Here is a 21,135-nt window from a genome sequence, read left to right as displayed (position 1 = left end):
CCATGTCCCATCACGCTGTCTTCTGGACCGCCCATTCCCCTTGAACCTACCTGTGGTCGGGTGCTGCGAAAGCTGTAATCAAAGCTTCTCCAAAGATGAAGAGTATTTTGTTTGCCTTATCGAGAGTGTGCTTTGTGGTTCAACCGACCCGACAAAATTTCGGCGTGATTCAGTCTCACGAATTATGAAGAACTCACCCGCTCTAAGGTTGCGAATAGAATCTGCCAGGACCGAAATCGACGGTAATTCTGTATTCATGCCGGAAGCGAAGTGTGTATCAAATGTATTGCTAAAGCTTGCCCGTGGGCATGCGGCTTTCGAGCTTAGCCAACTATGCAGAGATGAGCCTGATCACTTCTGGTGCGGTCCCATTGCTTCATTGTCGTCAAAGATTCGCGAAGATTTTGATTCCGCTCACGTTCAACAGCTATTCGGTGAAATAGGTTCGAGGAATTACCAACGACTGCAGGTCGCGCAAGTTACACTTCAATCCGAGGCAGGTGAGTTGCATCAAGTTGCAGTGCTCATCAATGATTGGATTAACGTGCAGGATGACCGATACCGCTATCTTGCAATAGATGATGTTGGTGAATTGGTAATCAGAATTGTTGTGTCAGAGTATCTAGCCTGCGAAGTCGTCTGGCGACTCGAATAGGGTTCGCGTCCGGCGGGTTGACTGGTGACCGACTTGCGGCGGCCGGACACAGAAAAAAACAATCTCCCCTTTTTCGACTGTTCCCGTCGGGGGCGAACCACCACTTGGTCTGGGAGAACCTATTGCCGGGGGGAGAATTGTCTTCAACGACACAGGTGGTCCTCAGGCAGCTTCTGGATCGATCGTCTGTGAATAACGTTCCGCGGTAGCTGTTTTGCTATCGTTAGTCTCGGACCCTGTTGTCGCAGATAACGCATGGTGGTTACTTGTAGTCGGTAGTGCGCGTATCTCTCGATTCTTTTTGGCTTCGAGAGATAGGCTGCCGAGTGAGATGATTGCTGATTCTCCTGTATCGCTCAAACACATTCTGAGCTTCACCTCCGATTGCCCGAAAATGCTGATTAAGTTTCTCTGCGTCCATGGACGCGGCAGACTCTTGTCGCCATCCTCGGATTGCTCACCAGGCCGACAGGCAGAGAACGAAGTCAGGCAGAATTGCAAGGACTCTTGCTTGACCACCACTAGAGCCATTTGCCCCGTCTGCCAAGGACACAAACAAGGCTGCCGCCATGGCTAGCCAGGCAACTATTAGGCTGGTTACCAAATTTCGAAACTTGAGCGCAGGCGAGATGCGTGATCGGTTGTTCGCGAAAGCTGATGCGGTTGGCGAAAGACCGCAACATAAGTCGAGGTTTTTTTGTCGATCAGAATGTAACTTTAAATAATTGACGCCAGACTTTTGCACGGTTACATTCGAGCCAATTGTAATGATAGATAGTTGGCATTTGGTTATGTAAATGGGGGATGGTGTCCGTGTATATTTCTAAGTATGTATTGCTAGTTTTGCCATTGGTGGTGTGTGGTATTGGTGTAGCCGAAGCCGCAGACGTTGTCGTTCCTGCGAACAAAGAGGAGCGTACTGGAATCCGGTTAGAACCGAATTCGGCCTACGCAATCGTCCCGAATCCGAACGATCGATGGACAGGGAACGTTAATGTAGCGGGTGACACGAACTATACGGGTACTAATTCGAGTGTCACAACGCCCTATCATGGCGCTAGACGAGGTGACATGCTTATCGTAGAAGTATTCAGAAGCCTTAACGCTGAACACACCCAATTCGCGCCTGCCTCAGCATTCGAATTCAAGCCCGGCACTCGGTATCTCCGTGTTCCAACCGGTCCTCATGGATCAGACGTCTATTTCTACATGACAGATCAGGCTGGCACATACGGCGATAACGGTGGTTCTGTATTGGTCCGCTACGAGAAAGAAGATCCAGATGGCTTGGCATATCGTCCCCACTTGCCGCTAACCACTAAACGTGAATCGGCCACTTGGTCGATTGCTTCTGACGGTAAGGTGAAATGCAAATTGGATTGGCATATTGGTGCTGGTGTTGGCGTTGAGAAAAAGTATGAGACGGCAATGTTTATTACTTATAAAGACGGAACATCGAAATCGTTCATTACCACGAAAACTTTGGTGAACGACAATCCAGTTTCGGGGGACGATGGAACACATGTAAAAGAATTTCAAATTCCGCCGGGGAAAGTAGGGGAAATTGGCTACGTCTTCGTAGATTACAAGTTGGACCAGCCGAATCTGTCGATAGTGGATTGGGCAGAGAAGCTCGCTGATGGGTTCTCAGCTCTTGATGAGAGCTGGAAGACCATTAAGAATACCGAGATCGCGAAGGATGGCGCAAAGCTGTTCGCAGGCGAGGCTCCGGCAGAGCAGTAATTTGCTCGCGCTGAATGATGTGTTTCGAAGGCTAGAGCGAAACACCTCTTGCTGTTTTCTGTCTTCGACGGAGCCTGAAGCTCGTCGAAGCGATGGAGTGTAAGAAGGATCTAAGAAACCCGTCATGTAGAAGCCATCACGGGTTTCAAACTCTACGTTCCAACCGGACTTGTCGGAATTGACTTAGAATCCAAAGAAGCGGAATAGTGATCGGATCAAGCCGTCGTGTTCCACGCCCTTGTTGTTGAGCAAGGACATAACACGCCTGCAACCACCTGGCTATCGAATCTCGAGAAGAACTTCGGCGTCCCGGCGTTGGCCGCCGCTGGTGGTGAACGGAATGGTTAGCTTCATCGGTTGCGACAACGAAGCATTGCCGCCGGCCACCAGGCCGACGAAACCGCGGCCGATCGGAATAGCTTCCATTCCCGGCGCGGTGATCGCTACGGTGTTGGCTTCCAGTCCGCTGATCGTCAGCTTATCCGGCCCCACGATCACCACGCCGTCGGCATCCCGTTGGATGATCTCGGCCGCCAACACGTCCAGCACGGTTTCCCCGCGGGCCATAACCGGCCCGCAATTCACGTGAACCGCGACCGTTTCGCCCGCGCTCTTGTAGTAGCTGCGCTGCTTTGCGTTCGTCATCGAATCGAATTCCTTATTGATTCACCACGCGGAAGCGTGCCAGGTTGTCGAGCAGGTCATATTGCAGCGATCCCGGCGGATGCTTGATCGGCCCCGCTTCGATCTCGCCGAAGTATTGGCCGAACTGCGAAGAGAAGTAAACGCCGAAGTATCCGTAGACCGTCGATCCGGCCGGCCGGTTGCTTTCCAGGCCTTCCCCGAAGTAGGTTCCGAAGAAGGCCCCGTTGTAGTCTCCGAAGTAGCCTGGCATTAGCTCACGTCCAAGTTAGAAACGGTACGGTTGCCGCTCGAAACGCTCGATTGGATCCGCGTCTTGTTGCCCGCCGGATTGGCGAACACGGTTCCGCCAACGGTCGAGTTGCCCGCGAACAGGGCCAACGCGATTCGGGCCAATTGTCGCAGCGTCCAATCGGTTTCGACGCCGTCGGTTCCATCCAACAGGCCGTTCAAAACCGTCGTGATCGCCGCCGCGTTGGGCTGGTCGATCAGGTCGACCTTGGCCGCCGCGCCGGCAGCTAACAAGGCATCGAAAACGGCCTCTTCCAACACCACGAATTTCGCGCGAACGGGAAGCGCCCCAGCGACCACCACGCTAACCAACAGCTCGCCCACGTTGGCCGTGTCGGTAGCGTTGAAGGTGATCGAGTACTCGCCATTGGCGCGATGGGTTGCCCCGCCGCTGTTCTTCACGGCCGCGGCCGCTCCGTTGGCCATGATCTGAATGTCAGTGTTGGCGATCGTCAAACCGGTTTCGGGTGTCTTGCCGTCGACGTCATCCAAGAACGGCCCAATCATCCGTGATTGGTCCGCGGTCGATTGTCGTAAGTATCCAAGCATTTATCGGGCTCCGATTAGTTGCAAATAGTGATTCATGAAGGCAAGCGGAAAGCTGTTACTGGTCACGGCCACCGCGCCCGCTTCGTCCGTGAAGGGATTCCCGAAAACGTCGTATTCGGGCCATTCACTCGGGAACGCGCCGCCGATCGTAGCGGCCGCCCCTTTGGGTGTCAGGTCCATCTTCTTGAACGATGCCGACTCGGGATCGTAGGTCGAAGGGGATAGATTCACGAACGTATCGGTTCGGGCAAGCTGGACGCCGTCAGTTACGTACTGGGCCGTCGTCCCGGTCAGGTCCGTGACGTAGGCGAAGGCGCGAGCCTCGCAGGCGTCATAGTTCGGGTTGGTTTCAAAGCTCACCCAACGGGAAATGTTGCGGGTTAGCATCACGTTTTTGAACGCGCAGCCCTGGCCATTGGAAAGGCGAATACTACAACCGGGAACAGTCACGCGATCGACCAGCAAGTGTTCAAACGATTTCTCCGCGTGATCGCTACCAAACGCCAACTGGACCGCCCGATCGGGATTGCTTTTGAGCAGCAACCGACTTAGCAGAATGTTTTTGTAACCAGGGTGATCGGCATACAAACCGGCCTGGTGACTTGTTTCGTAGGTGAACAGCTCGCCCACCACGCCGTCCAAGTAGGAATTATCAAACGGGGCCGAGGCCGGGTTCGTGCTGCTATAAACTTGCGTGATGTCGCCGTGGCCGTCGGGCCAGATGTCATGCGAATAGGTGTCGAGACACGCCCCCAAGCGGAACACGTAATCGGCCCCGATCTCGTACACTTCGCAGCTCCGCAAATATTGCGTTTGCGGAAACTTCCAAGGCAGGTCGTGATAGGCGACCCCGTCGCACAACGCGACCCAATTGGTACTTGCCACCACGCGGCGATCGAGCAACACCCGCCCGATCGTGATCTGGTCGGTGTGATCCTGGGTTAAGCCGGTGACGCCGGTTAGCGTGTTGCCGCTCTTGCCGGTCCAGCTAATCGTCTCCCGCTCGTTCGTCGCGTCGAAAATCGGATAGGATCCCGATTCGGGCAAGTGGCTGGCGTCGTAGGTTTCGATTTCCGTATCGGTGGAAAGGACCGGGATCTTGGCAACCGCCACCGAACCGATCCCCGTGGTGGCGAAGATCTCCGAACCGCGGAAGATATGTAAGCCGCCGTACAGTTGAGGCAACGCCCCCTGCAGGTTCGTCGCCGTCGTCGTGCTGGCGTCCGGTCCCAGGTCGAACGAAACGGTTGGCATAAACGTGAAGATTGCGTCCCGCTGGCGAATGTACCCCGAGGCGTCGTTGTTCAACGTCCCATCGAATTCGATCACGCAATGCGGGACGTAGTTGGTATCGGCCGACAGTTGGCAAGCGCCCGTCCAGAGGCCCGTTGTCACGTCGGTCCAATCGCCTAGCCAGCGAATCGACGCGTTACGAATACGCAGATCCCAGACTTCCGCCCGCGTGCTCGAGCTCGCCTTCTTGGCGGTAATCACGTCGGTGATCGATTTAAACGGTGTCCCGCTGCTACCGTCTCCCGATGTGTCGACCGTGTTGTCGAGATACTTCACCACCGCGCTACCGCCGTTAAAGGGGAACGCCCCATCGTGGTAATAGGTTTTCGTGGAATCTTGCAACACGCGGGGAACGCCCACCTTGGGATAAACGACGGCCCGAAGCTGAAAGTAGCCACTCGGGAAGTTGGCCGCGGTCAGGCGGAAGGGGTAAGCGGTCCGCCCCTTCACTTGCTTGGTGCTAGGAACTTTGATCGGCTTGATCGCAACGGCCGCGGTTCCGTTGTTGGCGAATAGTTCCACGCGGTCGATTCCCCGCGCGTGCTTCGCCGCAATGTAAACGGTTCGATCTTCCGATAGGGCCCCATAGAGCAGATCGAGATCGATGTCCAACGCGGCCATTGGTTTCGCGTCGACGAAGTCGCCACTTCCCACCGCGGAAGGTTGCGCCGTGGCGGTCCAATCGGCCGGCGCGGTTGCCCCAGGAACCACGCTGGCGATCGCGTCCTGGTCCGCGACAACCGTTAAGATCTGCGCTTCGCTGGTCGATTCGTCGTCGTTGTCGGTGACCGTGACGGTAACCGTGTAGGTTCCCGGCGCGTCGTAGGTGTGCGTGAACTCGGTCCCCGCTCCGGAATCGTCCGGCGATCCATCTCCCCAGGAAACCGATCGGCCCACGATTTCGCCGTCGACGTCTTCCGAAAAGTCGTTGACCGTGACTTGCAAATTATCGCGTGTCGTGCGGAACCGTGCCGTGGGTGGCATCGTGACGGCCAGCTCCTCGAGCGTGAAATCGTCCAGCGTCAAAAAGGTGGAATTGCCGCCGTCATTCACCGCAAACTTGACGATCCCATCGGTGTAGGTGCTATCGGCGACTTGCAGCTTTTGCACGCCGTCGATAAAGGCCTGAATGACACCCCCAACAATTCGGACCTTTCGAACGTGGTTGTCTGCCCAGGCCAGGCTGGTGATCGAACCAAGCAGCGTCGAAACGCCCTCGTCAACGCGGTAGATCTGAATCTGCGCGAACGGGTGGAAGTAAACGCGATAGCCGGAACTGGTCGCGTTGTCCCAGCGAAGGTAGTACGTTTGGTTTCCGTTGCGATCGCCCCGCGTGACGTGTCGCCAACTGATCTCGTAGTCGTCGGAACCAAGCGTGAAGCCAGGCGTGAACGTGGTGGTTCCGCTGTTGTAGGTGTGCCGAAGCTGATTGCTTTGAATCGTCAAATAGGTCGGGTTATCGCTCACCCAAGGCCACCCTTGCAGTGTGCCCCCGATCGAAGCTTCCCGCCCGTTCAGTTGAACGCCGTCAGTCCCGCCAAAATCATCGCCGTGGGTTGTCATCGGTTCCATCCTTCGTTTGTTGGTCCGCCTTCATCGTGAAGGGGGCTAATTTGTTCCACTTCGCTTTGCGTTGTTCGCATCCGCAGCTTCCCCGCTTGATCTTCTGATAGATCCTGGAAAGCATCGCCAGGCCGGAAACGGTTGCCGCTACTTCGACCAGGTCGCCCAGGCCGCGATGCCGCTGCTTCGGTTCCGCATCGCCCAAGCATTCCCGCCGAACTGGAAACGCGACTTTGGAAGCAGGGATCCACCAGCCGCAACGCCGACACTTGGCAAACCGCCCCGATTTGTAGATATCGCAAAGCATCATCACAGCACCAGGTCCAGGGTTGCGGTTGCCGCGGAAAAGTCCGCGGCCGAAGGATTCCAAACTTCGTAACTAGCCCCTGGCGGCGTGTAGATGTCCCCCAGGGTCTTAGGCCAATCGGTGTAGCAATTAAGAACCTCGAAGTCGTCCAGAATGGGAAAAGTCGAGCGATGCGCACCAAGGGAAGGATCGACGCCGATGATGTCCACGCCGATTGGGTGAGGTGAATACGAATTCAGCCGGACAACGACCCAAACGTCGCGATTGGAAGGCGTGCAATTCACACCGTTGTAGTAAATTCCTGAATTACAGGCGTTGCAGTTTATCATGTGCGTGCCGTTGATAATGCTCGCGCAAGATCCGGTCACGCCGGCAATGGTAACGGCCCACTGTCCTTCGCCGCTTCGTGGCGCCCAGGCGATGCACTTATCGCAGCGGATGCTTTCAGGGTTGACCAGGCAGCCAGGCTTCGCGATGTCGCTCCGGACGTTGTACGTGTCATAGCCAAACGGGAGCGACGTATCAGCAACGGCCGCGTCGACCGTGTTGTTGCATTGAAGAGCGCGAAGCGGTTCCGTCAGGGATCCGTAAGGCGTCGACCGAACGCCAAACCGCGTCCCGCCATATTGCGGCAGCTCATCATAGAAGGCGCTCGCCGGGCCGTTGGTCGTCATCGCCCAGGTTGGCGAACTGTTCCGGACGAACGTGTAGAACGTGGCAAACGCGGAAGGTGCCGCGGCCGTGAAGAGATCGGTTTCGACTCCCGCTTCCACGCGGGCGAACGTAGGCGGCGCAGCCGTGCCACCGCTTCGCCACTTCACGACCTGGTAGTTGCTCGAATCGATGTAATCAAACACCAGGTCATAGCGTTTGAAGTCGTTGAGCTCAACGAAGATCATCTCGGTCCCGGCGCCGTCGGTGTTCGCTCGCGCAAGCGCAATGCCCGACCTGGTCGTTTCGTAAATGCCCGCGCCTGATCCGGTCCAGGTTCCCGAAACGTAATCGAACTTTCCGAGATCGCCTCCCGAAAACGTGAAGATCTCGCAAGCGGCGCCGCAGCATTCGCAGGGTTTCTTCGTACTCATTTGCATGGAACGCTACCGCGTTCGCTCCCTGTTGGTTAATCGTCAATCTGTTAGGCGGGGCACCGCCTCATGAAACCGTGTAGCCGTCGCAATTGTTGATGCCCATGATTTCCATCTTCCCGTCGATGAATGTGGCGTGCCCTTTCATGGGGCTATCGAGGGCCGCGTATTCTCCCCAGCGATCGAAGGCGACACCGCTTCCCCCTTGCTGATCTTGCCACGCTACGTTGATCTCGTTCGCCGGGAGGCCCCCTTCGCCCATCGGCCCCGATGCTTGAAACGGTCGGCAGCTTTGCCGCGGTGCCCCTGGCCAACGCACCATGGCCCATACCGGAACATATTCCGACGCGTTGGCCGTGTAGGTGTCGTGCCAGATCACGTCGATCGATCCCATCGGATGCTCGCTTCCGGTCAGCATCCGCGGATTGGTGCCGGCCGCGTCGTCATCGTAAAACGCGGTGATCAAAGTCTTGGCCGATGCACTAGGCGGGGCGAAGATCTTGGTTCGGGCGATGCCAGCGATCTGAAACACGCCCACGCGGCCGTTAGGAACCTTTTCCATTGCCATCGCGAACACGGGTAACACGATCGAAGTGGTGGTCAGATACGCGGCCTTGGCTTCCGTCTCGAATGGCCAGCGATCTTCCCGGTCCGTTACGTCGAACGTGGTTCCGCTTATGGCCATCCACTCGCCACGTTCCATCGTGGCGGGAACGCTGTTGCTTGCTTGGATGAACAGGCCAGGCCCCGCGGCCAGCTCGATCGCCTGGCCACCCCTGGACAGCTTGGCCGCGTTGCGTTCCTGGATCATCTTCCCCAGCTCGTTCATCGCGCTGGCAGAAATGTTGCCGTTGATCCGTTGCCCCGCCGAGACTCGTTTTTGCATCGCTTCCCCCTTAGCCCGCTTCCCGCATATCGCGAAGGGTTTGGTGAACGATCGGGTTGGCTTTGCCGCCGGCCAGCTTGCATAGCTTCGCCGCTTCGGCCAACGCCAGGTCGTGGAACTCGGGGGCGTTGTCCATGTATTGATGATCGTAGCGCAACACCTTCTGCAGGTGGATGAACGCGCCGCCACCTTGGCCGCCGCTGATCAGCTTGTGGCCGCTCGGTCGGTTTTGCGTTTGGTGGAAGGAATAAACCTCGCGAACGTTGTCAGGGATCCGGATCACTGGTTCGCCGATCAGTGGCAAGCACCAATTCCGCAAAGCTCGCCAGGGGGCAAACGGGTGATGATAAACCGGATCCGACAACACCATCACGCGAATGCTGAGCCCCCGGCGTTTCAGTTGCTTGGCCAGTTGAATCGCCCCGCGGCCAGCTCCCCAGCTATACGCATAAACGCCCAGGATCGGGCGAACGCCGTACTTCTCACCAATTGCCCAGTAGTATTCGGCCACGTGGGCAAAGTTGGCGTGCCAGGGGTAATAGTGGACGCGGCTTCGGACGCCGTCGCAGTTCTTTTCCCGTAGCTTCTCAGTCAATTCCAAGATGCCGTTCCACTGGCCGACGCTTTGGGTAAAGCCGCTTATCGCGGTGTGAATCAACAGGTTTGGACGATCCATCGTTTTTCCATGCAACGCTACCGCGTCGCTCCTGATTGTTGACCTGATAACTAATAGGCGGGTAACCGCCTGGCCAAAAGCAACGCTTCCGCGTCGCCTCCTTTAGTTCGCTTCCCTGCGAACGTGTTGCTTAGGAACCAATACCCAATTCGGTGAACGTCGACTTCTCGTAAAGTCGCTCGACGTAAGCGGCAGCCGGCCGCGCGACGATCTCTTCCGCCGATGTGTCTTGAAACGTCTTGAAGTAGAACCAGAGGTGATCGTGGGCCCCTTTTTTCAAGTCGTCGACCATGTTGATATCCGCCGCGGAAAGTGTGATTTTCTTCCCGGCCGCGAAGATGAAGCGGGCCGTGATGTCTCCCTTCGACGATTGGCGGCCGTTGGATCCCAGGAACAACAGATCGCCGATCGCCCATCCGCGCCAGATCGCGTCGTTCGTGGTGCCGGTCAGGTCGCGCAGCTTCCGGATATAGGCATCCGTAACCGACGCGTTGGGGAACGTGTATTCATATTCCAGTTGCAAGATCGGAACGGTTACGTCTGTTCCATTCACGCCGCTGGTGGTGACCTCGATCGCCTTCTTAAAATCGGGGGCGTCGTAGGAAGCGGAATAGGCGGTCGAAGCCAACGTTTCCAAACTGGCCGTAATGTGTTGCGTTCCGCCGGTCGTGTCCCAGCTCGCGACCAGGCTTCCAGTATCGGGCCGTTCCTTCTCTTGTTGCCTTTGCGGATCGATGTAAGACGCTTCGACCGCCCAGAAACCGGGGGCGACTTGCGACTTGCTGAAACCGTCCAGGTTCAACGCGCCGGTGTAACCGGTGACCGTTGCCGGGGCCAATCCCGCAGCCGCGGCGATGATCGTGGCGTCGTCGTCCGATCCCAACACGTGGAAAAGCAGTTTCCGGCTTGAACCTTTGCCGGTCATGGCATCCTTGCCACCTTGCGATTGGAAAACTTCGTAAATTTCAACGGCCATCTTCTTTGGTAGAACGCTTCCGCGTTCCCTCCTATGGTTTGCGTGTTCTAATGGATTACGTGCGGAAGCATGTCACCAATTAGCTCCCGAACTCGAGTTGATCTTCGCCCTGGTCGATCAGCTTGGCCAACTTGTCGTTAACGCTCTGCAGTTCGTTTTCGACCTTCTCCATCGGTCGGGCTTGTTGACCGATACGCCCCGCGGCGAAGCTGTTGGTTGTGCCCACTGCCATGTCCCAGGTTTTCGCGACCTGGTTCCCCACGTCTCCGAGATCGTCTAAGCCGTAGGCCTTCGCGCCGGCCAGGTCGCCTAAGGGATCCGTTTCCGTTTTCAGATCGTCCAGGCCGTAGGCGGTCACGGTTGGCAGATCGGCCAACATGGCATCGATCGCCGCTTCCTTCCGAACCTTCTCGACTTGGACCAGGTTCTTTTGCATTTCCTGTTTCGCGAACAGTCCCTGCCGTTGCATCTCCAAGCCCCAGCCGCGGGCGATCTCGCCCATCGTGTGGCTAATCTGGCCGACCCAGTCTTGAAGCTCTTTGAGAATCGCGGCCATGCTCTCGAAGAAAACCGTTTTGATCGAAGACCACAGCAGTTGGGCGGCCAGCTCCCATTCGCCCGCGTTCAAGGCATCACGCAAAGCCGACAGCACAGGGCCGACGGTTTCCTTCAACGATTGGAACGCCCCGCCTACCGCGCGGGCCGCCGCGGATCCTGCCCCGCTGAAATACAGGAAGGCCGCCACGCCCAGCCCTAGCGCCGCAACCACCAGGCCGATCGGTGAAGCCAGGAAGGTGATTACCGCGGTAAGCACACCCCACAAGCCGATCAGCGCGGTGACCGCTCCCGCCACGATATTGATCACCAACGCCAAGCCCAGGAAACCGGCAGCCGCGGCAGCCAGGGCGACGACGATAGCGCCGAACACTTGCACGATATAGCCGTTTTCTTCTATGAACTTGGCCACGATCGACGCCGCTTCGGCCGCCCCGTCGATAAAGCTACGAAGCGGGCCTTCGACCGACTTACCGATCGAGATCTGGACCGCTTCGATCGCCGATAAGAACTTCCGGAAGCTTCCGCCCAGATTGTCGTCCATCATTTCGGCCATCTTGGCCGCGGCCCCTTCCGAGTTTTCGATCTTCTCCCGTAGAACGTCGATCGAATCGCCCGCGTCCGCCATGATGATCGCCGACTTGGCCGCCCGATCGAAGTTCGCGGAAAAGAACGCCAGGCGGTCCGCTTGGGTCATGTCCTTGGTTGCCTCGCCCACTTCCTTCATCACGTCGATCACGCTTCGGATGTTCCCTTCCGCGTCGACCGTTTCCACGCCTACCGCGGCCAGGCCTTCGCGGGCATCGCCTCCCAGGTTTTTAAGAATCAACGCCAGGTCGGTACCGGCCATGCTGGCCTTGATGCCGCTGTTTCCCATCCAGCCGATCGCCGTGGCCGTGTCCTCGATCGACTGGCCGGCCGCCTTCGCCAGGGGCGCGGCATACTTGAACGTTTCGCCCATCATGCCGACGCTGGTGTTGGCGCTGGAAGCCGTCGCCGCGATCACGTCCGCCACGCGTCCCAATTCGTCGGCCGTCATGCCGAACGCGGAACCAACGTCGGACGCGATGTCGGAAGCCACGCCCAGGTCGATCGCTCCGGCCCGGGCCAGGTTCAACACGGCCGGAATTCCGGAAATGATTTGTTCGGTCGAGTAGCCGGCCTGCCCCAAGTACTTCATGCCTTCCGCGACCTGGCTTGCGGAAAAGCTGGTCGACCCGCCCAACGCTCGGGCCGTCTTTTCCAGTTGGGCGAACTGGGCCTCGGTCGCCCCGCTAACCGCTCGGACCGCGGACATCTTGTCGGCGAAGTCTGAGAAGGTGCCGATCGCCAACGCCAGTGGGGCAGCTCCCACAGCCGCGAAGCTAAATAGATTTCGGCCCATGCCGTTCATCGAACTGGCGAACGATGTCAGCTTGGCGCGTGCCGATCGCAGACCCTTATCGAGCCCATCCTTAACGAATAGCTCAATAAACGCCCCGCCCGCTCGTACTCCCCCGGTCGACATCTTTTCGTGGAACGCTTCCGCGTTCGCTCCCTTGGTTAGCGGCGATTAGAAAAGGGGGCGTTTCTAATCTCCGGTTTCGTTCTCGCTAAAATCCGTTTTGAATGTTGGCCCAATCGCCTTCCCAATCTTCGCGGGCTATCTTTTCGGCCGGTTCCATGAATGGCCGCGCCCGAACGAAAACCGTCTTGATCAAACGCCGTCGGTTCTTCCGCCCCATGTAAATGGGAACGCGGCCGCCCTTCTCTAGTGACTTCACCGCGTTGTGCCGCGAATTGGTCCGGACCGGACCGACAACCACAACGTCCCGGTTGGGGTCGTAACCGAAGAGAATAAACTTCGGGTTGAAGTTTCCCTCGGTGTGGATCTTGGGCGGGTGACCTGGTCGACTAACCGTTGGATCGCGGAAAGCTCGATCGCCGCGATCCATCGCTTCTTTGCGTTTGAGCGCCGCCTTCCTGGCCGCCGCTTTGCTAACCCGTCGCATCGATCGACGGGCGATCGTGCGAATACGGCCGGCCTGGTGTTTCAATGCGGCCAGCTTGCCCTTTGAGATCGATCGATAGACATACGGTCGATCTAAAAACATGCGTTTGATCCGCATATCGACGCCGAAGCTACTCGATCCCGATGGCATGTTTCGCCCTCTCGGTAAACAGTTTTTTGAGAACCGCCTGGTTCTGTTTGCAGATCCGCAGGCCGCCCGATGATTGCTTGGATTTCACGTAGGGGTTGATTTCATCCGGACTGATCGGCCGCTTCTTCGGGTCACGGTTCGCGTTGATCAGGATCGAAGCCAACAAGGCCGTTTGTTGCCATTCGTGTTTTCCCCGCTGGTTGCTCATCCAGACGATTTCGCGAAGCGTCTGGCCGCGTCGGTTGGGGTCGACCTGGCAAACGGCCGCTAGTTCGTGGACGATTTGCCACCAGCCGCCAACTGGTCGACCTCGTGGAACCACTTCTCCATCGCCTGGTCGACTTGCTTGTCCATCGCCTGGGTCAGCTTGTCCGACTTCAACGCTTCCAGCGTCTTGTTCGTGATTCGGGCCTGCGATTCGGTCAGCTTCTCGATCACGCCGAGAACGATTCGACGCCGGCCGTAGGGGAAAAAATCAGCAAGGCCCACCATGAAAGCGCTGGCCGCGTTGTCGATTCCTTCGCCCACCAGGCCGCGGCCGAAGTCGATATCGGTGACCTTGACCTTTTCGCATTGTTCGCGGCAGATGATATACAACGCGTCGACGAACAAGACCGGGTTATCGATTAGCTTCTGCAGAACGTCCGCCTTGCCGTCCAGCAGCTCCAGCAGATCGACGCCCAGCTCGGCCTTCAATTCCTTGACGGTCGGAACGTCGATCGACGCGACCCACTTACGCCCTTTGGAATCGGTGAACTTCGTGGTTGGGGTTTCTTGTTTCATGGCTTGAAACGCGGAAGCGTCCCTCGGTTGTCAGGTGGTGGATGAATGGCGGGGGCTTGCCGCGGGCCGTCAGGCGGCCGGCGGCGAAGGCCCCTTTAGTGGATTACTTTGCGTCGACCTTGACGGTTGACGTTGCCCCTGATTGGGCAGCCGCGGCCAGGCGGCAGATCGTCGCGATGTCGCCGGCCTGAACGTGGACCAGGCTTTTCGGGTTGGCGTCCTTGGTCGCGTTGGTCAGGACGTCCAGGATTCTCTTTTCTTCGTTGTTCATGGTTCCGATTTCCTCGGGGTAAATGTTTTCGGTTAGGCGGTTCCCCGCCTGGTTACGATCAGGCAAACAACCAGGAGCGACGCGTTAGCGTTGCACCAACAAAATTACGCGGCCGGTACGGTGTACCAGTCTGGTTCGACGACGCTTCCCCCTTCGGTAACGCGGGTGATCTCGGCCGAGATCTCAACACTGGCCGGGTTGTCGAGCTCTTGCCCTAATGGACACTCGAACACTTCGCAGACCATCCGCGGGCCTTGCGTGCCCTCCGTCGACGCGTCGCCGTCGGCCGCGAAGAACTCGATCGGGGTGTTGTTCAGGAAGGAATCCAACAGCACAGGGAACACGGTGTCGCCGTCGCCTGGTTCGTAGTCGTAGCCGAAGCTGAGGCCCATTTCGATGTGGGTTCCCCGCTTGAAATTGAACTTCGACAGGCGGGCCTTCTGTTCCGCTTTGCCCTTGCTCAGTGGATCGACCTTGACGTCTTTCGCGTGTGGGATCGGAACCCAAACGGGCGTGGCGTGGGTGCCGGTGTTGTAGTAAAGAATGCAGTCCTTCCCCAGGACACTATCACGTTCAAAAGGCATTTTCTCCGAACGCTTCCGCGTTCCCTCCTTGGTTGGCGTGTACTAACAAAGCACGTGCGGAAGCATGTCGTTAAAAACGCTACCGCGTCCGCTCCCTGGTTGAATGAAGCGGTTGGCCGCTTGTGTCGTGTGGCGATCCTTCGCCTATGGTTTAACGCGTGCCGGAATACGCTAGGCCGACAACGCTGGTCATCTGGTTGTGGTAATACAATCGATCTTGATCGAAGAGCTGGTCGTTGCTGATCTTTCCGGACCAGGCCAGGCCGGCCAGCTTCTTGTGGCGAAGTACTCCCGCATTGTCGCCTAGTTCGTCGGTCGCTTCGGGGTTTTCCCAGAACGCTTTGATCTCTTCCACCGTGCGGGCGAAGCCGTCGAACTCGGACACGTCTTGCGGGGCTTTAATGTTCTTCACGATCAGGATCGAAACGGTTACTTCGTGCCGGTTGCTGTTTCGGTTGTGGGCCGTCGCCACGTCCCCATCGGGTCGAACGAAAATGTGTAATGTTTCGACGTCGTTCAGGCGAATGATCGGGTAATAATTCCGGGAAGCAGGATAGCCCAGCTCCGTTAGCTGATCGGCCAACGCTTGGGCGAGATCTTCCGACGGTCCAATTGCTTCGGGGTTAGTCATCGCCCACCTGTTTCGTGTGGATCCGCATCATCTTGCGGGTTTGCCCTGCCCATTCCCAGGCATTCACACCAGGCTCGGGCACAATGCGATAGGTCGCAATCTTGTTGCCCCCTTCCGCGTCCAGTTCGTCGATCTCATCCCCGGCAGCCGGCCGCCGCGGAAGCAGGTCCGGATCGACCAGGAAGTCGATCGTATTGGTTTCGCTGGCGTAGCCTTCCATCTGATCGGATTCGAAGTCGGTTCCTCCCTTGGTTGCCGTTAGCGCTTTCGATTCGCCGTCGACCGTGCGGAACACGATGTAGGAAGGCGCGGCCTTCTCGATCTGTTCTCGCAACCATTGAATTTCCGTTTCGAATCCCATCTTCGTGCAACGCTTCCGCGTCGATCCTGTTAGCTGGCCGTGATTCAATTAGGCGGAGAATCGCCTCAAAAAAAGCCGCGGCGGCCATCCCCCAAAATCGCCGCGGCCCCGTCGTGATCGCGTGTTATGCGGTCGGGCAGTGTTCGACCAGTTGGTCGGTATCGGCATCGACCGACGCGCCCACCGTGTAGCCGATCGGCGTGTTGCCGCTGGCCGTGGTGGTGATCACGTTGGTGGAGTTGTTCCAATACACCTTCTTGCGGTCAGCGATCGCGGACGAACCGCCGGCCGCTTTGGGTACGCGATAAACGCCCCCGCGGGCAGCCAACGCGCCCTTTTCATCCGCGGCAATGGCGCGGTGTGCGATGTGGGTTAGATCGCCGATCACAACCACCTCGCCAGCCGCAACAGCGGACGCCGGGACGTGGTCGATCATCAGCGGGTCACCGTGAACGAATTCAGCTTCGAAACTCATTTTGGCCTCGCGTTGCCACGCGAAGCGGAAGCTTCCCGTAGCTTGAAAATATGTGAACGATTGGTCGGTTAGTGTGCCGCGGCCGGATCGCCGCGGCATGGTTGATTGGCTAGGCGGCTGGCCGCCCGATCGCTACCAGGCCAGCCATCACAGCCGACGCGGTAGCGTTGCATTAAGCCACGCCGGTGAATTGCATCACGGCTTCTGGTTCTTCGTTGCCGAAGCCGAAGTCGTGGAAACCACGCCATTGCATTCCCAGCGTGTTGAAGGCCGACTCGTCCGACTCGATCGTCGGCTTGTCGTTGCCGTTCAAGCTGGCGACGACGAACGCGGCGCGAACGCGTGGATCGGCTAACAGCATCCACTTGGTAGTCGATTGGCCGCTAATCGCCTTGCCGGCTCGGTCGCGGATCGCCGTGTTGTTCATGTAGCTGGACGAAACCGGCGTATAGTTCCCGGCGTGCGGGTTGCTGGCGAACTGGGCCTTGTTGGCCGTGGTCGAAACGTTGACCTTCGTTTCGTCGTACAGTTCGCGGGCGGTCGTCTTTAGCGTGCTACCGGTGACCAAGTACTTCGGACTGATCAGAATGGGCGTGCCGTCCGATTTAACGCGATCACTGAAAGCGGCCTCGCCCTTGGTCAGGCCGTCGATCGACAAAGCGTAATCGGTTCCCTCGGTCAGGTTCTTATTGCCAGCGCTGAAGAACGAATTCGGATCGGCCAAAACCAGTTTCCAGAATTCTTCCTCCATCACGGTTCCGGCCATGATGCCAAGCTGGGTCACGATCTGGTTGAACGCGTCCAGGTCATCGTTGATCATGTCCTGGCGGGTCAGGGTCAGCATCGTGCCGAAGGTTTCCAGCTTGTTGCTGTACGAAGCTTCCGACATCTTGGAATGCTTGAGCTGACCATCGGGGCCAACCTTCTGGTAGCCGCCGTTGATGTCCAACCGCAAGCGGGTGTGGCTCTTGAAGTCGGAATGCGTCGACCGTCGGCAAAGCATCTGATAGACGGTTTCCACCGATTCAAACGCGGCGATCAGCGACTTGTTGGCCACGTTGCCAAGTACCCCGGTCAAGCTGATCGTGGTATTGCCCGACGCGTTCAAGCTTGAGAAGCCATCGGCGCAAAGCATCCGGTCGGCATTGGCGGCCGCGCGGATGAACTCGGTCGACTTGCGGTTGCCAGTGAAGCCGTAGCCGTTGGCTTGCAAAATCACGATGTCCATCAAGGCGTGGAGGGTCAGGTTACGGTTGGCCGCCTGGTTGGCGGTGTTCATATCCTTCTCGCTCACACCGCGGGCAGCGATCTCTTCCGGAACGCCCAACGATTGCGACAGCGAAGCGACCATCGCCCCAGCGGTCAGGTTCTTGTTGACCGAATGAATGGCAAACTGGCCGCCGTTGTTGACGTCGGCGCGGCTTGCTCGCAAGATCTCGAGCTCGACTTTGTCGGCGTTCCAGTTCTCGCGAACCGCTTGGGCGTGTAGCTCAGTTCGGCGATCGTCGCCAAGCTGGGCCTGCGCGAACAATCCGCGAAGGCGTCCCTGGCGTTCGACTTCGGCCGCGCCTTCGGCCCGCAATTGATCAGCCGGCGACAGCTCGTCTTGGCCGTCTTCCTGGTTGGCCTGGCCGCCGGCATTCAGGTTGCCGCCGGTGTTGGTTGGTTCGGTGTCGGTTTCGCTTCCGGAACCGTTTCCGCTCGCTTGCATTTCCGCCTGGTAGGCAGCTCGCAGCGACTTGTGCTGTTTCGCGGTTAGCGTTTCGATATCCCAACCGGCAGCTTCCAGCCATTGTTCAAAATTCATCGTGTTTGATCCCTCCCTGGATCGATTGGCTTTCACGGCCGCGCTGGACGTGTCATCGCCTGCGATCGTGACAAAAGAAACCTCGTGTACTAGCGCGGCCCCGACGTAGATAAACGGGCCGCGTTGAACCTTCCCATTGACGTGGCGGGAGTCACCCGCCTCGATGTATTCCACCTTGGACCAATCGGGCGCCGCTCCGATCGACGACTTCCAGGGGAAGCCGTCGCGGCTCGATTGGATGATCTTCCTTTGGTCGTCCGATTCGACCGACAACACGCCCGCGGCCTTGATCACCTTCCCGGTGTTCTGGATCCCGCCGTCGTCGAAGTGGCCGACAGGGTTCTTGGCGTCGTGATTCAATAACGCGGGCCGCTTCCCTTTGGCGATCTTGGTTCCGGCCAGGTCCAGGACGACGTCGCCGCCCCAGCCGGCCGGCCGCATCTTGCCGCCGCGGTAGGCGATCATCGAAAACTTGGGAACCGTCGACCCGCCTTCGCCTTCCCCATCGCCGGCCGATTCCAGGAATTCAACGCTTCCCTCGGCTTCCATGGTGAACGATTCCGGAAGATGATCCGGAACGCCAGGCAATGCGGCCGCGGTCGCTCCGCTGGCGTGAAGTGTGGGCAGCAGCCCAAACAGGTTGGCAAAATTACGCGTCTTCATTGGCGGCCTCTTCCTGGTCCGTGGTTTCGGTGGTTTGGTTGTTGGCCGCGTCGCCCATCTGTTGATAGCCTGGCAGCGGTGCCCCGATTGCGGCGCGTCGCTTGTACATGCGTTCCAAGCTTTCGTAATGTTCTTCCGGATCGTTGCCGTTCTCGAGTTGGTATTCCTCATCTGTGAGAAGGCCGGCGTTCCAAAGCGCGATGTCGGCCGCGGCTTGCTTTTGCGGGTCGATGTGCCGATGCTTCGGCCAACGCCAGGTGTAGTCGAGATCGTCCAGCGGGCCTAAGCCTTGGGGAATCTGGCCAGGAATGAAAATCGCTTCGTCGATCCACCACTGAAAGATTCGGTCCAGGAACAACAGCTCCAAGTTGCTTCGCTCGATGTCGACGAACTCAAAATAGGTTTGATGATCCAAGCGACCGCTGGCGAAGTTGTAACCGCTGCTGTTGCCGCTCGCCTTGTTGAATGGCATGTGAAGGCAGCGGCTAATTTCGCAAAGCAGCGCGTCGCGAAACATTTGATAGGTGGTGGTTGGGTGTTCGGCCTTCAGTTGGCCCATCTTCCAACCGATCGGTAGCGTTAGCATCGATCGCATCTCGAACTCGATCGAGTCCATCGGATCGACGTCTTCATCGGGGGCAACCTGGTTGCCGTCGGCATACATGACGCCCGCGAAGTTGGCGGCCGTTTCCGCGGCCATCGTGACGGCCAGCGTATAGCGACGCATCAGCGCGAACAGTGGCAACGCGGGGGCGACCCAGGGAACGCCGCGGCGCTGGCCTGGTCGATCGACTCGGTAGTAGTGGATCACCTGGTCGGCAACCACACGCTTCGGCCGGCCGTACATCGATTGACCGTAGTGATCGCCGGGGTGGTGTTGCTGGAAATTGTAGGCGATCGGGTAACCGTTGGGGTCGTACTCGATCCCATCGTCGAACGTTTCGGTTTGTTGCCCCGTCAGATCGGTGCAATAGTCCGCCTCCATCAGCTTGATATCGAGCTGGACCGCGTTCCGAATCGCGGGGTTGTTGGCGGTCACGGCAAAGACTTCACCATCGCCAACCAGGCTGGTGATCGACGTCCGCAGTTTGGCGGCCAGGCCGGTTCGCTTCATCCATCGCCGGAAGTTCCGCTCCAACCGCTTGGCCGCCGCCTGGTTGGGGTGGTGGATTTGCAGATTCGGCCCGCGTCCCACGATGTCGTTGGCCATCGTGTTGATCATGCCGTTGGCGAAGCTGTTGTTTTCCCGGCATTCGTACCGGGAACGCGATCGCAACCGCTGGCGAATGGCAGGGTTGGCAGCCGACACCGCGGAAAGATTGTCGGCGTTCGACCAGTGCTTCATGTTCTCGAAGTTGGTCACGGCCGCGTCATACTTGGCGCGTAGTTCCTGGATCCGGTTCCGTTGCCGTGCGACAATCGCCGCGTCCGGATCCCGCCGCAGCGGTTCGCCGTTAGCGCCCAAGATCGGGCTTAGCGTTTTGTTGGCCAGTTTCACCACGTTGGCAGCTCCTAAGCAGTAGCCGGCGGGATGATCTTCTGAAAACGCATCCCGCCCTTCTTGGCGGCGCGTTTGTTGGCCAGGTGCTTATCCATGGCGATCAGATCAGGCAGCGAATGAGCTTGGGCGGTCACGCCGTCGACGGTAACTTGCTTCGGCTTGCTCATCGCCGTTTCTAGCTGTTCCGTCGCCGCCTGGTTTTCGTTTGCCATGTTGCCCCCCTGGGTTAGAACTTTTGGTCAGGCGGTTCCCCGCCTCGTTGCTTTCCAGTCGACCAGCGAAGCCGACGCGGAAGCGTTGCGCCAAAATGCGCGGCGATCAGGGGGCAAGATCGATAGCCGCGGCTTGGAAGTTTCCGTTATTACGAACTCGATCGACCAATTGCCAGGCGAAAACGGTCCATTTTCGAATTAGGTTCCAGATGTGGAATCTTCAGACGAGAAGTGATACTTTATTGACACAAGAAATAATTACGTCGAAGTGCAAGCACGGCGGTCATCTTGCATCGAATGTTAATGGTGTGTTAGCACACGAGTAATGTTTATTAGGCAGTGCATTGCTCGTCATCTTAGAACCTGTCTGAAAAGCTCTTGATCGGAACCGGCGTTTGATTGTAAACCTTGGGTCCGTGAATGATCTGTGATCGATTGTCTCTTGCGGAGCAGTGGCATGGAAGCCCGATATCCGACCGATTTAA

At 57.9% G+C, this 21,135-nt stretch carries 23 protein-coding genes; 2 read left to right on the top strand and 21 right to left on the bottom strand.

The genetic code is table 11. The annotated features are described in order from the left end of the window. Positions 1-256 precede the first annotated feature (256 nt). Both C5Y83_RS08025 and C5Y83_RS08020 read left to right on the top strand, forming a co-directional pair. Positions 257-655, top strand: coding sequence for a hypothetical protein (locus tag C5Y83_RS08025; RefSeq protein ID WP_146117707.1), 399 nt, complete (start codon positions 257-259; stop codon positions 653-655). An 813-nt stretch (positions 656-1,468) separates the two neighbouring features. Beyond that, on the top strand, positions 1,469-2,398 hold the full coding sequence (locus C5Y83_RS08020; protein ID WP_105329165.1) for a hypothetical protein: 930 nt from the start codon (positions 1,469-1,471) through the stop codon (positions 2,396-2,398). A 279-nt stretch (positions 2,399-2,677) separates the two neighbouring features. On the opposite strand, the gene C5Y83_RS08015 is transcribed toward C5Y83_RS08020, so the two are convergent. From C5Y83_RS08015 to C5Y83_RS07920, 21 genes are all read right to left on the bottom strand, one after another. Next, positions 2,678-3,043 carry a hypothetical protein gene (locus tag C5Y83_RS08015; protein WP_105329164.1) on the bottom strand — a complete coding sequence of 122 codons (366 nt, stop codon included), beginning with the start codon at positions 3,041-3,043 and terminating at the stop codon, positions 2,678-2,680. Positions 3,044-3,056: 13 nt separating this feature from the next. Further along, on the bottom strand, positions 3,057-3,293 hold the full coding sequence (locus tag C5Y83_RS08010) for a hypothetical protein (RefSeq protein ID WP_105329163.1): 237 nt from the start codon (positions 3,291-3,293) through the stop codon (positions 3,057-3,059). Then, a complete protein-coding gene (locus C5Y83_RS08005) occupies positions 3,293-3,880 on the bottom strand; it encodes a hypothetical protein (RefSeq protein WP_105329162.1) in 588 nt (195 codons plus the stop codon). The genes C5Y83_RS08010 and C5Y83_RS08005 overlap by 1 nt, the downstream gene beginning before the upstream one ends. Then, positions 3,881-6,736: a PKD domain-containing protein gene (locus C5Y83_RS08000; protein WP_158262284.1), complete on the bottom strand. Its 2,856-nt coding sequence runs from the start codon at positions 6,734-6,736 to the stop codon at positions 3,881-3,883. Beyond that, entirely contained in the window at positions 6,717-7,049 is a 333-nt protein-coding gene (locus tag C5Y83_RS07995; protein ID WP_146117706.1) for a hypothetical protein, read from the bottom strand. The genes C5Y83_RS08000 and C5Y83_RS07995 overlap by 20 nt, the downstream gene beginning before the upstream one ends. Further along, entirely contained in the window at positions 7,046-8,128 is a 1,083-nt protein-coding gene (locus C5Y83_RS07990) for a hypothetical protein (RefSeq protein ID WP_146117705.1), read from the bottom strand. The genes C5Y83_RS07995 and C5Y83_RS07990 overlap by 4 nt, the downstream gene beginning before the upstream one ends. A gap of 67 nt (positions 8,129-8,195) precedes the next feature. Then, the gene (locus C5Y83_RS07985) at positions 8,196-9,014 is read right to left on the bottom strand and encodes a hypothetical protein (protein WP_105329158.1); all 819 of its coding nucleotides are present in this window, start codon (positions 9,012-9,014) and stop codon (positions 8,196-8,198) included. A 10-nt stretch (positions 9,015-9,024) separates the two neighbouring features. Beyond that, positions 9,025-9,690: a hypothetical protein gene (locus tag C5Y83_RS07980; protein ID WP_105329157.1), complete on the bottom strand. Its 666-nt coding sequence runs from the start codon at positions 9,688-9,690 to the stop codon at positions 9,025-9,027. 130 nt (positions 9,691-9,820) lie between these two features. After that, positions 9,821-10,666 (bottom strand): hypothetical protein, encoded by an 846-nt coding sequence (locus C5Y83_RS07975; RefSeq protein ID WP_105329156.1) that lies wholly within the window; start codon positions 10,664-10,666, stop codon positions 9,821-9,823. A 79-nt stretch (positions 10,667-10,745) separates the two neighbouring features. Then, on the bottom strand, positions 10,746-12,728 hold the full coding sequence (locus tag C5Y83_RS07970; RefSeq protein ID WP_105329155.1) for a phage tail tape measure protein: 1,983 nt from the start codon (positions 12,726-12,728) through the stop codon (positions 10,746-10,748). 85 nt (positions 12,729-12,813) lie between these two features. Then, a complete protein-coding gene (locus tag C5Y83_RS07965) occupies positions 12,814-13,362 on the bottom strand; it encodes a hypothetical protein (RefSeq protein WP_105329154.1) in 549 nt (182 codons plus the stop codon). Beyond that, on the bottom strand, positions 13,343-13,525 hold the full coding sequence (locus C5Y83_RS07960) for a hypothetical protein (protein ID WP_146117704.1): 183 nt from the start codon (positions 13,523-13,525) through the stop codon (positions 13,343-13,345). Before C5Y83_RS07960 ends, C5Y83_RS07965 begins: the two co-directional genes overlap by 20 nt. A gap of 104 nt (positions 13,526-13,629) precedes the next feature. Further along, positions 13,630-14,145, bottom strand: coding sequence for a hypothetical protein (locus tag C5Y83_RS07955; protein ID WP_105329152.1), 516 nt, complete (start codon positions 14,143-14,145; stop codon positions 13,630-13,632). 103 nt (positions 14,146-14,248) lie between these two features. Further along, positions 14,249-14,416 (bottom strand): hypothetical protein, encoded by a 168-nt coding sequence (locus C5Y83_RS29380; protein ID WP_158262283.1) that lies wholly within the window; start codon positions 14,414-14,416, stop codon positions 14,249-14,251. A 104-nt stretch (positions 14,417-14,520) separates the two neighbouring features. Next, positions 14,521-15,000 carry a hypothetical protein gene (locus C5Y83_RS07950; RefSeq protein ID WP_105329151.1) on the bottom strand — a complete coding sequence of 160 codons (480 nt, stop codon included), beginning with the start codon at positions 14,998-15,000 and terminating at the stop codon, positions 14,521-14,523. 151 nt (positions 15,001-15,151) lie between these two features. Beyond that, positions 15,152-15,631 (bottom strand): hypothetical protein, encoded by a 480-nt coding sequence (locus tag C5Y83_RS07945; protein WP_105329150.1) that lies wholly within the window; start codon positions 15,629-15,631, stop codon positions 15,152-15,154. Next, entirely contained in the window at positions 15,624-15,992 is a 369-nt protein-coding gene (locus tag C5Y83_RS07940) for a hypothetical protein (RefSeq protein ID WP_105329149.1), read from the bottom strand. Before C5Y83_RS07940 ends, C5Y83_RS07945 begins: the two co-directional genes overlap by 8 nt. A 124-nt stretch (positions 15,993-16,116) precedes the next feature. Continuing rightward, the gene (locus C5Y83_RS07935) at positions 16,117-16,566 is read right to left on the bottom strand and encodes a DUF2190 family protein (protein WP_105329148.1); all 450 of its coding nucleotides are present in this window, start codon (positions 16,564-16,566) and stop codon (positions 16,117-16,119) included. A gap of 73 nt (positions 16,567-16,639) precedes the next feature. After that, complete coding sequence (locus C5Y83_RS07930; protein WP_105329147.1) at positions 16,640-18,937, bottom strand: hypothetical protein; 2,298 nt, start codon at positions 18,935-18,937, stop codon at positions 16,640-16,642. Beyond that, a complete protein-coding gene (locus C5Y83_RS07925; RefSeq protein ID WP_105329146.1) occupies positions 18,924-20,438 on the bottom strand; it encodes a phage portal protein in 1,515 nt (504 codons plus the stop codon). The genes C5Y83_RS07930 and C5Y83_RS07925 overlap by 14 nt, the downstream gene beginning before the upstream one ends. Before the next feature lie 11 nt (positions 20,439-20,449). After that, positions 20,450-20,650 carry a hypothetical protein gene (locus tag C5Y83_RS07920; RefSeq protein ID WP_105329145.1) on the bottom strand — a complete coding sequence of 67 codons (201 nt, stop codon included), beginning with the start codon at positions 20,648-20,650 and terminating at the stop codon, positions 20,450-20,452. Positions 20,651-21,135: the final 485 nt, after the last annotated feature.

Origin of the sequence: Blastopirellula marina (assembly GCF_002967765.1) — a bacterium.
Taxonomy (GTDB): Bacteria; Planctomycetota; Planctomycetia; order Pirellulales; family Pirellulaceae; genus Bremerella; species Bremerella marina_A.
Note: the sequence above shows the minus strand (reverse complement) of the source record. Positions and strands in the feature narration are given on the sequence as shown.